At 35.9% G+C, this 14212-nt stretch carries 15 protein-coding genes and 1 tRNA gene; 8 read left to right on the top strand and 8 right to left on the bottom strand.

Annotated elements, in window-relative coordinates; all coding sequences use genetic code 11:
* Positions 1 to 30: 30 nt before the first annotated feature.
* On the top strand, positions 31 to 288 hold the full coding sequence (gene spoVIF / locus BN1082_RS16625) for a sporulation-specific transcription regulator SpoVIF (RefSeq protein ID WP_090635947.1): 258 nt from the start codon (positions 31 to 33) through the stop codon (positions 286 to 288).
* A gap of 98 nt (positions 289 to 386) precedes the next feature.
* Here the strand turns inward: spoVIF and BN1082_RS16620 are convergent, their stop codons facing one another.
* From BN1082_RS16620 to BN1082_RS16600, 5 genes are all read right to left on the bottom strand, one after another.
* A complete protein-coding gene (locus tag BN1082_RS16620; protein WP_090635945.1) occupies positions 387 to 2696 on the bottom strand; it encodes a UvrD-helicase domain-containing protein in 2310 nt (769 codons plus the stop codon).
* A 204-nt stretch (positions 2697 to 2900) separates the two neighbouring features.
* Positions 2901 to 3323, bottom strand: a complete 423-nt coding sequence (locus tag BN1082_RS16615) for a GNAT family N-acetyltransferase (protein WP_090635942.1) — start codon at positions 3321 to 3323, stop codon at positions 2901 to 2903.
* Between the two features lie 6 nt (positions 3324 to 3329).
* Positions 3330 to 3842 (bottom strand): YjcG family protein, encoded by a 513-nt coding sequence (locus BN1082_RS16610; RefSeq protein WP_090635940.1) that lies wholly within the window; start codon positions 3840 to 3842, stop codon positions 3330 to 3332.
* 121 nt (positions 3843 to 3963) lie between these two features.
* The gene (locus BN1082_RS16605; RefSeq protein WP_090635938.1) at positions 3964 to 4686 is read right to left on the bottom strand and encodes an alpha/beta hydrolase; all 723 of its coding nucleotides are present in this window, start codon (positions 4684 to 4686) and stop codon (positions 3964 to 3966) included.
* Between the two features lie 104 nt (positions 4687 to 4790).
* Positions 4791 to 5015, bottom strand: coding sequence for a WYL domain-containing protein (locus BN1082_RS16600; RefSeq protein WP_090635936.1), 225 nt, complete (start codon positions 5013 to 5015; stop codon positions 4791 to 4793).
* A 296-nt stretch (positions 5016 to 5311) separates the two neighbouring features.
* On the opposite strand from BN1082_RS16600, the gene BN1082_RS16595 reads away from it, so the two are divergent.
* Positions 5312 to 5383: transfer RNA gene (locus BN1082_RS16595), tRNA-Val, on the top strand.
* Positions 5384 to 5514: 131 nt separating this feature from the next.
* Here the strand turns inward: BN1082_RS16595 and BN1082_RS16590 are convergent.
* Positions 5515 to 6693 carry a tyrosine-type recombinase/integrase gene (locus BN1082_RS16590; RefSeq protein WP_090635934.1) on the bottom strand — a complete coding sequence of 393 codons (1179 nt, stop codon included), beginning with the start codon at positions 6691 to 6693 and terminating at the stop codon, positions 5515 to 5517.
* Between the two features lie 29 nt (positions 6694 to 6722).
* A complete protein-coding gene (locus BN1082_RS16585; RefSeq protein ID WP_090635931.1) occupies positions 6723 to 7898 on the bottom strand; it encodes a hypothetical protein in 1176 nt (391 codons plus the stop codon).
* A gap of 133 nt (positions 7899 to 8031) precedes the next feature.
* Between BN1082_RS16585 and BN1082_RS16580 the strand changes: the two genes are divergently transcribed.
* The 6 genes from BN1082_RS16580 to BN1082_RS16555 all read left to right on the top strand — a co-directional run bounded on the left by BN1082_RS16580 (position 8032) and on the right by BN1082_RS16555 (position 12369).
* Positions 8032 to 8226 (top strand): hypothetical protein, encoded by a 195-nt coding sequence (locus tag BN1082_RS16580; RefSeq protein WP_090635927.1) that lies wholly within the window; start codon positions 8032 to 8034, stop codon positions 8224 to 8226.
* A 1-nt stretch (position 8227) separates the two neighbouring features.
* Positions 8228 to 8422, top strand: a complete 195-nt coding sequence (locus BN1082_RS16575; RefSeq protein ID WP_090635925.1) for a helix-turn-helix domain-containing protein — start codon at positions 8228 to 8230, stop codon at positions 8420 to 8422.
* Positions 8423 to 8434: 12 nt separating this feature from the next.
* The gene (locus BN1082_RS16570; protein WP_090635923.1) at positions 8435 to 10810 is read left to right on the top strand and encodes a bifunctional DNA primase/polymerase; all 2376 of its coding nucleotides are present in this window, start codon (positions 8435 to 8437) and stop codon (positions 10808 to 10810) included.
* Positions 10811 to 10960: 150 nt separating this feature from the next.
* Complete coding sequence (locus tag BN1082_RS16565) at positions 10961 to 11377, top strand: hypothetical protein (RefSeq protein WP_090635921.1); 417 nt, start codon at positions 10961 to 10963, stop codon at positions 11375 to 11377.
* On the top strand, positions 11377 to 11910 hold the full coding sequence (locus BN1082_RS16560) for an ERCC4 domain-containing protein (RefSeq protein ID WP_245640464.1): 534 nt from the start codon (positions 11377 to 11379) through the stop codon (positions 11908 to 11910). Before BN1082_RS16565 ends, BN1082_RS16560 begins: the two co-directional genes overlap by 1 nt.
* A gap of 66 nt (positions 11911 to 11976) precedes the next feature.
* Positions 11977 to 12369 carry a terminase small subunit gene (locus BN1082_RS16555; RefSeq protein ID WP_090635918.1) on the top strand — a complete coding sequence of 131 codons (393 nt, stop codon included), beginning with the start codon at positions 11977 to 11979 and terminating at the stop codon, positions 12367 to 12369.
* A 520-nt stretch (positions 12370 to 12889) separates the two neighbouring features.
* On the opposite strand, the gene BN1082_RS16550 is transcribed toward BN1082_RS16555, so the two are convergent.
* Entirely contained in the window at positions 12890 to 13696 is an 807-nt protein-coding gene (locus BN1082_RS16550) for a CsxC family protein (RefSeq protein ID WP_090635915.1), read from the bottom strand.
* Positions 13697 to 14212: the final 516 nt, after the last annotated feature.

Raw genomic sequence — 14212 nt, 5'->3', positions numbered from 1 at the left:
GTAGTTTTTATGAAGGAGTGTGAACGAAGCATGGATAATGGGTTTTTTAAAAACATTGAAAAGAAAACGGGCGTAAATATGCAGGATATCTTTGATTTAGCTAATTCCCTCCAAAATGCTAACTTTAAAGATGAAAAAACCGTCCGAAATGTTATTAAGAGGGTTTCCCAAATTGCAAATAAACCAGTAAGCAGGGATCTGGAAGATCAAATTGTTAAAACTATCATTAAGGATGGGAAATCGCTTGATTTTAATACCATTTCAAAAATGATGAATAATAAAAAATAAAAAAACGAGGTATCGCTTCCGAAGCTAAATCTCATGGAGCTAGACAATTCTCGAAGTCCAATGACATTAATTATAATCTTATGAAAAGAACCTATTTCCTATTGACAGAAATAGGTCTTATTTTTTTTAGATAGTATGGATGAAAGAAACCTTGAGCGATTTGCCTTTTTCCCTCTCCTGTATTGTGGAACAGAGAGATAGAGCTGTTGTTTTGCACGTGTCATTGCCACATACATAAGTCTTCGTTCTTCCTCGAGAGCTGAAAAGTCCCCATTTCGGAAGCTATCTAATGCATAGTCATGTGGAAGGCTGCCATCTACAGCTCCGATTAGGTAGACGGTTGAATATTCAAGCCCCTTTGCCCGGTGGATCGTGCTTAGTGTAATCGCATCGGTAAAATGCTTGCTTAGATTTTTGATTTCCTTAGTAGTAGCTGTCATATGATCAGCATGGGCCAGCAAAGTTTCAATCGAGTTGAAACCTTTAGAAGCAACTTTTAAATCCTTTAAATCGTCCGAACCTTTTTCAAGCATATTCGATTCATTTCCTCTTTTTTTGAGAAAATCCATAAATCCGAGGTCTTTTTCGATTTTTTCAATCGCTGTCAGCGGGGAAAAATGCTTTAACGTTCGGATAAGTGTAACGGCCTTTTTTAATTTTTTTTCTTGAAAAGGGTGTGCAGTTTTATAATGAGAAATGGCTTCAAGAAAACTGCAATCCTGAAGAATACTAATGGCTTTTAAATCCTTTAATGCAGCCTGTTTTAAAAACAGTAATGGTAAAATGTCGGCAAGTGCTTTGCTGTCATCTTCATTTAAACTGATTTTTAGAAAAGAAAGGGCACTTCTTACAATATAACGGTCGTAAAAGGCTTCTGAATCCAAATCGATTCTAAATGGTAAATTAGAGCTTGCCAGCCTTTCAAATACGGCCCTTGAGCTGACATTTGTACGAAATAGGATAGCAAAATCAGATGGATTTGCCCCCTGAGCAATCTGCGCTTGAAGGTCTGTTACAATCATTGTTGCTTCTTCCTCTTCATCAAAAGGGAAAAACATCTTGGGCGGTGTTTCCGAAGAGAATTGTGCATTCATTTTTTTCGCTCTTCTCATTTTATTTGCGGCAATAATAGAATTGGAAGCCGTGACAATTTCATGAGAGGAACGATAGTTTTGCTCCAAAGTGACCAAATTTGAATAAGGAAAATCCTTTTCAAATTCGAGTATATAATTTGGGTCACTCCCACGAAAGGAGTAAATGCTTTGATCGTCATCACCCACAGCACATACATTTCTATGCTTTCCTGATAATAGATTGATAAGTTCGTACTGTACCTTATTAATATCCTGAAACTCATCAATTAAAAAATAATGGAAGCGATTTTGATATTGTTCAAGAAGGGCAGGGGATGACATAAAAAGCTGGTAACAGCCAATCAGCATGTCATCAAAATCAAAAAGATTTTCTCGCTGTTTCGTTTCTTCATATTTTCGATACAAAAAGGCTGTTTTTTCCTCGAAATCCGAAGATGGCTGCACTTCATGCGGCAGAAGAAGTGAATTTTTCCAGTAACCAATTTGCTGAAGGGCTAAATCATAGGCAAATTCCTTTTCTGATAAGTCAAGCTCTTTGCCAGCTTCTTTGAGAATTCTGTCCCTCTGCCATTCTTTTTTAAGTAGCTTGTCAGAGGTCCAATTCATCGCATCATGAAACATAAGAATTCGATAAAAGATACTGTGAAAGGTTCCTGTAACAAGCTGATTAAGATTACTTTTATTTATATTAGGATAAGTCAGAAGGCGGCTTTTCATTTCAGCAGCGGCTTTGGATGTAAACGTCACGAGCATAATTGTTCGCGGGTCGATTTGCTCGACATGAAGCATATATGCGGTTCGTGCTGTTAAAACCCGAGTCTTGCCGCTTCCCGCCCCGGCAAGAACCAATAAAGAGCCTTTGGTTTCCATTACGGCAGCAGCTTGGTTATCGTCGAGAACGACACCATTTCCCGCTAATTGCTGCAAATAAGGTGAACCATCAAGACTATTTTTGACAGCCGTTTTTGTAAATATAACAGTAGGTTCAATTGTTTTTGCAGGTCTAAATACTTCCACGGATTTGGGTGTTTCTGTAATCATTCTGCCCTTTGGTAGTTGAAAGCCGTTTAGTTCCTGGGTCTGGGTCTGTTCGGTTTTTACATCAACTGAGACAGGTTCAGGACAATGATCAATTGGTGAATGAATATGAAAAAAGTAAGGTGATTCCTGAATTCCGAGGAATAATTGGACTTTTTTTTTGCAGACGGGGCAATGCAATTCACCGTTTTTTCCGGCCATATATATTTGTTGGTACTTGTCCCGATCTAAGTGGTCAAGAACAATCGTTTTATCGTGAAAAATTGCTATTTTCATAAGACATTTATCCTTTATTAATGAAATGAGACTAGTTTGATAAGTATTTCATTTCCACATGTGTGAATTTGAGATATATGTGCAAATCCAATCTAGGAATATATTAAAACTTAAATAAAGACATTTTCTATCATAACAAAACATACCGAATTCGAAAAGTTGAAAAAAGCACTTGCTGCTAAAAGGCAAGTGCTTTATGCTTTACTAAATATATTTCATCATCGTTTTATGTGGTATTCCTGCATCCAAAAATTCCTCTGAAACAATCTCGTAACCAAGGCCAGCATAAAAAGGAATTGCTTGTGTTTGAGCATTCAGCTTTAATTTATGAATCCCTTGTTTAAATGCGAAGTCTTCAATTCCAACCATAATTTTCTTCCCGGCACCAGTTTTCCGTGCCTCTTTTAATACACAGATGCGCTCCACTTTTCCGTAGCCATCAACAAGTCGAAATCTTCCGGCCCCAATAAGAGATTCACCTTGATAAAGAACAAAGTGAGTAGATTCCTCTTCATGCTGATCGATTTCTTCTTCAGCAGGGACGTTTTGTTCACCAACAAATACGGTTTTCCTAACAATGAAGGCATCTTCAAGTTCTTTTTGATTTTCAACAATTTTTAGTTTCACCGTTTCTTATTCCCTTCCAAGCCGAAATGTTTCATAAACAGTCCAAGATCCATTTTCTAATTGATAAAGAAGATGGAAACGATCAACCGTTTCTTCATGGTCTACATTTGTCATCCTTAATGATCCATACACATCTGAGTGCTCAACATTAGATAGATGCTGACCGATGGTAATATGGGGTACGAAGGCATATTCGGTATTTTGCTGGTTAAATTCTTTATTTATTTCAGCGTGCAAGTAAGTAAGTTCCTCTGTTGGTTCCACTTTAAAGTAAATAACATTATTCACGGGGCTAAATGAGCTAATTTTAGAAGTCTTTAATAAGAATGGGTGACTATTTCCGGCGATGTGCCTTAATTTTTCAGCAAATTGCAAAGCTTCATCTTCTGTTGCTTCAAATGCATATTTTAAGGTAATGTGTGGAGGAATTAGGGCGTAATGCGGGTCATACCGCTTTCGATAGGAATTCGCTAAGTCTTGAAGCTTTTTAGATGGGAAAATGATAACTCCAAATTTCATCTACATATACCTCCGTATTCATAAAATATTTTCAATTAGAAAGAAAAAACACAATTAGCCTCCTTGGTATTATAGCAAATTTTCTGATTATATGAAATAACTTGGTAAAGAGAATATTTGCTTAAAATAACATTTTCAGTGCTCGTCTTAAATCAGGCTGCCAGTAAGTCCAAGTATGATTACCATTAAACTCTTCATAAAAGTACGTAAACTGCTTTTCTGAAATTACGCTTGATAAAATCCGATTAGGAGTTAAGAAGTCACTTATTTTCCCATCCGTTGTGTGAACCGTTGTTTCTTGATTCCCTATGACATGATATATTTCTAAAAGCTGCGCTTCTGTAAAGCCTTTGACGATGTCTAGGACATGGTTGTCTACATAGGGTGATTGCAGCAATATTTTACCAAAAGTGTGCGGATATTGTATGGCTGTCAAAAGCGATACGGTTGCTCCAAGTGAATCCCCAATCATGGCTCTTGTGGAACCCATGTGATAGGTGGGAAATGTCTGATCGAGATATGGAACTAATTCATGTGCAAGAAAACGAATGTATGGTTGATTCATGTCGCCATCAGGATGGTATTTCCTGCGACGGTCGTCAACATTTTTATAGGGTACCCCAACAATGATTATATTTTCAATTTCCCTATTATAAAGTAATTCATCTGCCAAACGGCCGATTCGGCCAAGCTGGAAATAGTCGCGTCCATCCTGGGCAATCAACAATGAGTATTTATAAAGAGGTGAAAAGTTTGCAGGTAAATAAATTAGAAGCAGAATTTCTTCCCCTAGTTCTTTACTAAATAGGGTAAGTTCTTTAATGGTTCCTTTTGGATAGTCCATAGGTGAATTCCTCCCAAAATTCTATATAATACAATTATTTTATCATACCCATGATGGAATTGCTTTTTTTAGAAGGATAAGAGAAAGTTTGTTGGAAGGATTATTTAATGAAGGAATGGCCGTTTTGAACGGTTTTCAGGCATAATTGATAAAATGTTCTCACGGCGAAAAGTACGGATTTGTTTGCGAAGCAGACAATAGGCAATAATATACTCATCATTTAGGTCTTTTATGATCAATTTACGTTGAGATAGCTCTTGATTTTCAGAAAGATAAATCATTTCTAATGGAATATTTTCTTCGATGGAACGTTGTAAAAGCCCATCCATGTTAATCCCGCCTTTCTATTCTTTTATTATTATTATAACCGAACATTAGTTCTTTATTCAATGGAAAATAAGAACTTATGTTCCGTTTTTCATAACTTAGTTTAGCTTCCAGTCCAAGCGAACTGGAGGAGTTAGGGCTAGTGCCTGAACTTTTGTTTGGCCACTTTTTTTTGAAAAAGTGTGTTGATCTAAATCCTCTTTTGGAGCAATAATGCTGTAGTAAAGATGTTTTTGGATAAAAGCTATTGACATATAGGTTTTCATGAATATAATTAGATATGTACCTTAAATAATAAGACTTGTTAGCTCAGTGGGAGAGCACTTCCTTGACAGGGAAGGGGTCGGGGGTTCAAGTCCCTCACAGGTCATCAAACAAAGCCTTGGTAACGTTGAGTTATCAAGGCTTTTTCTATTATTACAGACTAGATTTTTCAATATAACAGATAGGTTGGTGGCAAATTGGTGGCAGATTTTATTTTTATCTTAAATTAATTTTGATTTAGATATTTTCTTGTTTTTTTTGTTGGAAAAGGTGGTCGAATTTGTTTGCTGCTGCTTCGTCAGCACTTTCTAGGGCATGTCCATATAAATCCATGGTAATACCGATTTTTGAATGGCCAAGCCTTGCGCTAATAGTTTTCATATGAACGCCTTCGTTTATTAAAAGAGTTGCAGATGTGTGTCTAAGCTCGTGGAAGGTAATTTGCGGAAGTCCATACATTTTTAATCTTTTTCGCCACCATGATGAAATTGATGAAGGATACATCGGTTGGCCATCCCAAGTGGAAAATAGTAAATTTCGCTCATTTCCTTTCCATTTATCTCCCAAACGTAATTTTTGCTTATTTTTATATAATTTATACTGTCGTAATTGCTCAGTAACGATAGGTGACAATGATATAGTCCGAATTGAATTTTTGGTTTTTGGTTCTTTGAAGGTGTAGCCTTTTTCTTTTGTATAAGTTAATGACTGCTGTATATGGATTTTCCTTTTCTCTAAATCCACGTGATTCCATTCAATTGCTAAAATTTCACCCCGCCGCATTCCAGTGGAAATGGCTAAGGTTATTATCATTTTCCACTTTGGATCTTCATTGGCAATATAGCTCATAAGCATGCCAACTTGTTCCTCTGTATATACTTTTGCCCTTTTTGAATCGACTTTTGGTTTTTTAATGTTGGCAACCGGATTCTCTTTTATTACTTTCCAGTCTACGGCCCTACTAAAAATATTTTTCAAGACTCGATGATAAAACTGTATAGTTGCTGATGATAATGTTCCCGGTTTTCCATCAGACCTCATTCCCTCTTGACTTAAGGATTCTAGAAAATTTAAAATCTGCATGGTATTTATTTGATCCATACGTTTGTGACCAAATTTAGGTAATATTTGATTTTCTAATAAGGTTTTATATGTTTCATACGTGCTAGCCTCAAGTTGTTTTGAGGCATATTTTGCTTTCCACTCAATGATAAATGCTGCAAATGTCATCTTTTCTGGAGTGATGTATTCACCTGCCTCAATTTCAGTAACAAATTTGGCTAGTTCTATTTTGGCTTCTGTTTGATTTTTGCATTTTACAGTTTTTGTACGACGAATTCTACTTCCATCAGTATCAAAACCAGCATTAACAACTAATCGGTATGAATTTTGGCCTCGCTTTTCAATGTAGCCCATTTAATATCACCCTTTGGTTTGGTAATTAATTATTTGTTTTTTTGCCTTTTTTCTTTTTGATTTTCTTTGATTTTCCTATCAGCTATCCATTTTTCAACTTCGTTACTTGGATACCCATGTCTTTGTGCAAAATCTGTTACATTTGTTTTTTTTTGAACAACAATTTCTTTGTATGCCAGTGATTTATGTTTTCTTATTAAAGCTTTTTTCGTAACCTCCTCAGGGTTAATCAACCTTTTTCTTTCATCATTTTGTCTTCTTAATTCTTTTTTGCATTTCTCCTTCCCGCAAACTGATTTATTTAATCCATTTCCTCTTTTTCCTTGTAGAGAAAATGTTTCACCACAAAAAGTACAGATGCTAAATTTTGTTTTTGATATTTCTGAAAAATAGAGTTCAAGCCATGCATATCCAAACGGATTATCTGTATAAGCAGCTTGAATTGGTATCATTTCCTTTTTTTTAAACCATTTTCTTTCCTTATCAGGATTATTTTCATCATCATCGGGATTACTTTCCTCATCAATTTTATCAGCAACATCTGCATCGGATTTAACAGTAGTTTCGACGATAAAGGCAGGTGTAAATTCAGTGCTTGCCACCCTAAACATTAAGGCCTCTAAATTAAATGAATATGATTCTCCATACTTTTTTTCGAAAAATTGATCATACTTTACTTTTAGTTCACTAAATTCAAAATTAATTTGTGGTTCACCAGGAGAATTTGATAAAGCATAATCAATTACCGCGAATATTTCTCTCATAAAGCTTAGCTCGCCTTTTTTAAATTTTATTTTCATTTTTGATGAATAGAAATAATCCTCCATTTTCCAAAAGGCCAGATCGTAATCAATCCCAACAGAAATATAGGCGTTTTTAATGATTGTTAAGGCGAGTTCATCTTTATTGTGATTCCCAGGTAAAAATTTCTTGGGATCAATTTTTAATTCTTTAAACAATTCTTTACTTAAAGCATTAACAATTGGTAAAGGATGCTTTTTTTCTCTAGCTCCTTTTGAAAGTATTAGCTGACAAAATGGATCTTGTTCAGGGATTCCAGGTCGGTTTCTTTCTTTTATTTCAGCAATATTTTGGGCTAAGTAATGGTCAGGTCGAGTGTATAACCTAAAAATTTCCATGTTATCCCCGAAGGCTAGTAAAGTATGCTTCACGTTTTGTAAGGTATATAAATGAAATTTTTCCAATGTGTTAAACCCCTTATTTTATCTAATGTCTGGCGTTTCACGTTTTGTAATTAATTTTATAAAACGTGAACATTGCTATAAACTAATATTAGCTTTTAAAAAGCGAGTTTGCAAGAGGAAGGAGTGGAAATAAATGATAAAAGCAAATAAAAATGTCCTAAAAGCCAAGGGATTCATCCCTTACTGGCTGATTTCACAAAAACTGGCCATACACGAGGTTACCCTAATTCGTTGGATGAGAACAGAAATGTCGGAAGAAAAAAAATTAAGGGTTTTAGCTGCAATTGATGAAGTAAAGAGGGAAAAAGAGCGAGAAGAGGAGGATTAGTATGGAACGCAATACTTTAACAGTAATTGAAACCGCAGCATATTTAGGGGTTTCAAAGGACTCAATCTACACTTTGGTTAGGGAAAACAGTATTCCATATGTCCGGGTTGGAAAAAGAATTTTGTTTAGAAAAGAAACAATCGACAGTTGGATGCAAATGCAAGAAAAAAATCATGTGCTGATTTATGAAAGATAAGGAGGTAACAATATGAGCAAAAAAAAAAGCGCCATTGGCAGTAGCGCTGAAAACAGTTTTCCTAAAAATATTATACCAAATATCCCTAATTTTAAAATTGTAAAACATATTTTTCCAGATACAAAGATTATTAAGCTGATAGGATATTCAGCTTTGAATCATGAACAGGATAAACCATTACGTTATAAAAAAGCTAAGGCACCGGTTGAAAAGGGATTTAATGATTTAACAAAACCAGGCCTTACAGATGCTGAAATAGAAAACTGGCTTAGTCAAAACGGGTGGATTGGCTTGGTTATTCCTACAGGAATTGATGTCATCGATATTGATGATAAGCAAGAAGGACAATTAATATTTAAAGCGTTGCAGGAAGCAACATTAAACTTTCAAGCTATTGAAACCGTAAATGGATACCAATTTATTTTTAAATCGTCAGGACGGATTTCAAAGCAAAGGGCCTCATTTTTAATGGCAGGTGGTTTTATTGGAGATTATAGGCTTGGTGGAAAGGGACAGATTGTTTTGCCAACCAGAAATACACCTGGGCGAAATTGGATCCATATTTGTAACAAGGAATTATCGGAAACGCCTATATTTTTTGATTCTATAAAAAAGGCAAACAAAGAGGACAGGCCGTTTCCGATACCTGTCCGTGAATCCTTAGATGGAAGAAATGATGTTTTGTATAATCACTGCTGCCGATTAATTGAGTTTGGTTATAAAAAGGTTGAAATAGCCTTCATTTTATCTTTTCTTAACCAAAATTTTTTCCTGCCGCCCTTGGATAAGGATGAATTTAATAACACTATCAAAAGCGCATCAAAACATGTACCAAGTGGTGCCGTGTATTCAAAATCCTTAAGTCCGATTCAGAAAAATGAGAATTCAGAAGTTGATGATGAAAAGAGAACACAAGCCCAATTATTAATTGAAATCGGTGCTGATGTTGAATTTTTTCATACAAAAGAAGGGGAAGTTTTTGCACATTACAAAGTTAACAATCATATTGAAACACGTTCAATAAAGAGTTCAGGTTTTAAGTTGTGGCTTACAAAGGAATTTTATCAAGAATTCCAAAGGCCACCTGGATCTCAGGCATTAGCAGATGCGTTGAGTGTTTTTGAAGCAAAAGGCGTGTTTGATGGTGAACAGTATAACATTTATACAAGGGTAGCGGAACATGGCAATGCAATTTATGTTGACCTCTGTAATGAAAACTGGGAAGCAGTAGAAATTACTGCTGAAGGATGGAAAGTGGTATCCAATCCGCCTGTTATATTTCATCGTTCCAGTAACATGGTAGCAATGCCGGTACCTGCCAGAGATGGTAGTTTAGAAGAATTAAAGCCATTTATCAATTTTCGAAATGAAAAGGAATGGAAGTTAATTGTGGCGTGGTTATTGGCAGCTTTACGACCAGGAAGTCCTTACCCAATTCTAACGATTCAGGGTGAGCAAGGGAGTGCCAAGAGTACGAATACTAAAATCTTAAGCTCACTTATTGATCCGTCTGCGATACCTTTAAGGACCATACCAACTAATGAACGTGATTTGGCAATAGCGGCTAAAAATTCATGGGTTTTAGCTTTTGACAACTTATCTGGTTTGTCAAATGGGATGAGTGATGCATTCTGCAAATTATCAACCGGCGGTGGGCTTTCCACAAGAAAGCTTTATAGCGATGACGAGGAAACAATTTTCAATATTATGCGGCCGGTTATATTGAATGGAATTGACGACATTGCTAAAAGGCAAGACTTGCTGGACAGATCGTTGGTTTTGTTTCTCCCAGCAATTCCACCAAATGAACGAAAAGATGAAAAAACTTTTTGGGTGAATTTTGATGAGGTTAAGCCACGTGTGTTAGGTGCATTATTCGATGTCGTTAGCGGGGCATTGCGAGAGCTTCCTAATATTAAACTGGTTACAAAGCCAAGAATGGCTGACTTTGCTTTATGGGTAACAGCAGCTGAGTCAGCCCTAAAATGGACAAAGGGTTCGTTTATGGCGGTATATGATGAAAATAGAAATGAAGCAATAGAACAAGGATTAGAATCAGACCCCGTTGGTGTGGCGGTTCAGGCATTTATGAAAAACCGGTTTTTTTGGGAAGATACAGTCGAAAAAACGTTAACCGAGTTGACTAGTTTTGTTGGTGACGAAAAAACAAAGTATACCAATGCGTGGCCGACATCCAGAAAATTAAAAGAACGATTGCGAAGGATAGCACCTGCGTTAAGAGCTAAGGGTATTATATTTACGGATTTAGGACGAAAGAGCACTGGATCCATTCTCAAGTTTGAAAAAAAAGGAGAAACATCTTCATCATCAACATTAATTACACAAAGCCCACAAAATCAACTTTTTGATGGTGTAGAAGTAGTGTAGATTTTTTTCCTCGTGTAGATGATTGATGAGGGAAATCTTGATAACAACATTATCTACACGGGGAAAATCGCCTCATTAAAAGGGCTATGTAAACAATGTAGTTAATGTAAATAATTGGTGATCTTATAAAAAAAAGAGGCGATTTTTCAAATGGAACCGGTCCAATTAATCCAGTCAATAGAGCAAGTTGGATGTTTTTTACAAGCGGAAGGTGAGAATGTTCGAATTTTTAACAGCAATCGTCTTCCAGATTACTTAATAAATGAATTGAGAACAAATAAATGCTCAGTCCTAAAAATAATGGATAGGGATGATAAAGCAAAAATGGCTGGCTTTATTATTGCGTTACCGGGTGAACTTTATACTAGCACATTAAGCAAGGTGAGCGTGGTATATATCGAAAGAATAGGGAACCAGTGGCAGGTGTGGAGGGAAATGTATCAAAGTAATAAAGAAAAAGCGGTCAGTTGCAAGCATATTTTCACTTCTGGAACATTTGAATTGGTATTGTTAAAGGCTAAAAGCTATTTCGATTATATTGGAAGGATAAAGGAGGGGAGTAATTAGTGAAGGATGTTACCGTTAAGTACAAATACACTGAAACAGAAATTAAAACATTGCTTTCTTCAATTGTCATGTTAATTGATACGAGGGAGCAAGAAAACAAGCATATTATTGATTATTTTGAGTCAAAGAAGATTCCATTTGAATCAAAAAAGTTAGATTACGGTGATTATTCGGCTTATTTACCTAAAAATGAAGAGTTAGGTATTCATAGAAACCTTTTCTTTCCAGCAACCATTGAAAGGAAAAACAGCGTAGAAGAGCTGGCGGCTACCATAAAAGAAAGAACACGTTTTGAAAATGAATTGATTCGGGCGCAGCGGTTCCCGTTTCTCTTACTAGTGGAAGATCCAAACGGATATGAAAATATCATTAAGGGTAATTACAGAAGCAAATATCAAGCCCGTGCTTTATTGGGTTCATTGAAAGCATTTGAGGCACGTTATGGATTTCAAACGGTATTTGTTGCCCCACTGACATCCGGAAATTATATTTACCACCATTTCTATTACACCATAAGGAACGCGCTAATATAGGCGTTTCTTTATGGTATAATAAAAACTATGGGAATGTACGTTCTAGAAATAGAAGAGGTGATATTCATGGCTGAATTAAACATTAAGCAAAAGAGATTTGCAGATTTTTATATCGAAACAGGAAATGCCACTGAAAGCTATTTAAGGGCTGGATACCATGCCGAAGGAAATGCTGCAGAAGTAAACGCCAGTCGCCTGCTAAGAAATGCTAAGGTTTTAGAGTACATTAAGGAACGGAATGAACAATTGGATGTAGAATTTATTGCGGATATCACGGAAACTAAGCGGTTTTGGACGGAGATTATGCGGGATGAAGATGCAGATTTGAAGGATAGGTTAAAGGCGTCTGAGTATATTGCAAAAACAAATGGAGCTTTTATAGATAAAAAGGAATTACAGGGTGGTTTTAATGGGAAAATAACTTTTGGCTTTATAGATCCCGCCTTAGAGGAGAATTAAGAGAAAAAAACAATTGTGGTTATTCTTATTGTGCCGAGCATAATTGCTGGGCTTTTTTATTTACAGCAAGCCAATTAGTTGGATTAAAAAAATATAAGTTTGTGAAAAGATGTACTTAAACTAACGTGGAGTGGAAGAAGGACTATTTTTATGGACTAAAAAAAGCTAAGATTTAATCCCCTAGCTTTTTGTGCGTAAGAATATCATTTAAATAAAACGAACATCTCTATAAATAAAATCACCGTTTGAATTTGTTTCATAATCAAAACAGATTAACTGAAAAGGAATACTGTCTTTTGTTTGAATTGAACCTAATATTTTTATCCCATTTTTAAAGAATATTTCTTCTACTTGTTGAAGCGTTTTACCTTCTTCAGAAAAATTTTATTCGTTTATGATTTTTTCTTTATCCTGTGCATCTTTTAGGACTATTTGAGTGATATACAAGGATTGAATTGGAGGAACGGCTCTGTTTACAAGAAACAGAACCCTTTTTCTTACATATGCTGAAGAACATCCATTAAAGTGGAGGAGTAAGACCAGGAAGCACAGGAACTACTGAAGTTACAGCAATTGCAAGTTGCTGAGTTTGTAATACTTTTACAGTAAGTTCTAGGACGAGTTTTTCAGTAAACGTGGAAAAAGTAAAAGTTGCCTCAGGTGCTGGTTCCGGTGACGCAAAATCAAGTTCAAAGAAGTTTGCGGCTACTAACTCACCAAATGGCTGTTCATTGAATTTGACAAGATTGTTGAAGAAGAATTTATCCAAGCGAGCATTTAAGTTGTTTGTATCACTAAGGAAACTAGACTCGGAAGTTTCATTGATACCGAGGATTGGTAAATTAATAAGCGTTCCAGCCGTTGTACTAAGTTCTGTAAATCCAGTGAATGGAATATCGACAACTTGATCTATAAGCGGTATAGTACATGGGTTACCCGAACCGCCAGCCGCAGTATATTCAATATTTTTGCGAATATGCCCTGCTATAAATAATTTAGCTCTTGAAAAGGTAAAAAAGTCAGTGCCGACAACACGTGTAAATGGTGCTTCCGGAACAATTTTCACTTGATCCAGAAATACATTTTTTTTCACTCTTTTAATTTCAGTTGCTATAGCTCCTAGGTGAATTGTTGCCTCTATAGGAATTTGGATTGTTGGCTCTGCTAGTACAACAGGAACTTTAATCCTACTAACAGTTGGTCCAGCTGCTGTTGCGGTATCTGCACTCGTAAATGGTGTTAATGCTGTTGGTGTTACTGAACAAGGACCAGGGGGGTCCATGGATTGACTTGCTTGATTGGGTTGAAGATTATCATTACATCCCATTAAAAACACCTCATTTCATTATAATTTTTTAGGTTTTACATTGTTAAAGTATTCTTTGTACAAGTTAAAGAATGGACAAGTATAATAGTCATTAACATATTTATATTGAAATGGGCTTTTTGGGCGAGCAGCCAGGTCAAACGGAACAACCAAAAGAGAAAGAAACGACTAATAGAGAACTGATAGCCACTACAATCTAAGAGAAAACACGACATGGGAGGATTTCGTTAGTTACCAACGGGATGTATCCTTACCGTTCTATCATTTTACACATCACTTATCACAATTAAATGGACTCGAGTAAAGTCAAGAATTGTGAAGAATTGTACTTAAACAAACGGGTGCAAGAGTTGAAGAGCTGGGCTGTCGTTTCGGCAGCTTCTTCTTATTGTGCTAACTGGCAGGTTACTTGAACAAGGAATATGAAATAAGGATTAAATTTCCGTATGTAAAAAATGATGGATATAGTAGAATACGCTTATTCATAACAAAAAAGTTAGCTTGAGTAGAGGTATG

This window comes from Neobacillus massiliamazoniensis, assembly GCF_001048695.1.
In the GTDB taxonomy this organism is placed as follows: Bacteria; Bacillota; Bacilli; order Bacillales; family Cytobacillaceae; genus Neobacillus; species Neobacillus massiliamazoniensis.
The sequence above is the reverse complement of the archived record's forward strand: the minus strand, read 5'-3'. Positions and strand labels throughout refer to the sequence as shown.

Coding starts and splice junctions, on each gene's coding strand:
- spoVIF (WP_090635947.1), top strand. CDS start 31: ATGGATAATGGGTTTTTTAAAAACATTGAAAAGAAAACGGGCGTAAAT.
- BN1082_RS16620 (WP_090635945.1), bottom strand. CDS start 2,696: ATGAAAATAGCAATTTTTCACGATAAAACGATTGTTCTTGACCACTTA.
- BN1082_RS16610 (WP_090635940.1), bottom strand. CDS start 3,842: ATGAAATTTGGAGTTATCATTTTCCCATCTAAAAAGCTTCAAGACTTA.
- BN1082_RS16605 (WP_090635938.1), bottom strand. CDS start 4,686: ATGGACTATCCAAAAGGAACCATTAAAGAACTTACCCTATTTAGTAAA.
- BN1082_RS16600 (WP_090635936.1), bottom strand. CDS start 5,015: ATGGATGGGCTTTTACAACGTTCCATCGAAGAAAATATTCCATTAGAA.
- BN1082_RS16590 (WP_090635934.1), bottom strand. CDS start 6,693: ATGGGCTACATTGAAAAGCGAGGCCAAAATTCATACCGATTAGTTGTT.
- BN1082_RS16580 (WP_090635927.1), top strand. CDS start 8,032: ATGATAAAAGCAAATAAAAATGTCCTAAAAGCCAAGGGATTCATCCCT.
- BN1082_RS16575 (WP_090635925.1), top strand. CDS start 8,228: ATGGAACGCAATACTTTAACAGTAATTGAAACCGCAGCATATTTAGGG.
- BN1082_RS16570 (WP_090635923.1), top strand. CDS start 8,435: ATGAGCAAAAAAAAAAGCGCCATTGGCAGTAGCGCTGAAAACAGTTTT.
- BN1082_RS16565 (WP_090635921.1), top strand. CDS start 10,961: ATGGAACCGGTCCAATTAATCCAGTCAATAGAGCAAGTTGGATGTTTT.
- BN1082_RS16555 (WP_090635918.1), top strand. CDS start 11,977: ATGGCTGAATTAAACATTAAGCAAAAGAGATTTGCAGATTTTTATATC.
- BN1082_RS16550 (WP_090635915.1), bottom strand. CDS start 13,696: ATGGGATGTAATGATAATCTTCAACCCAATCAAGCAAGTCAATCCATG.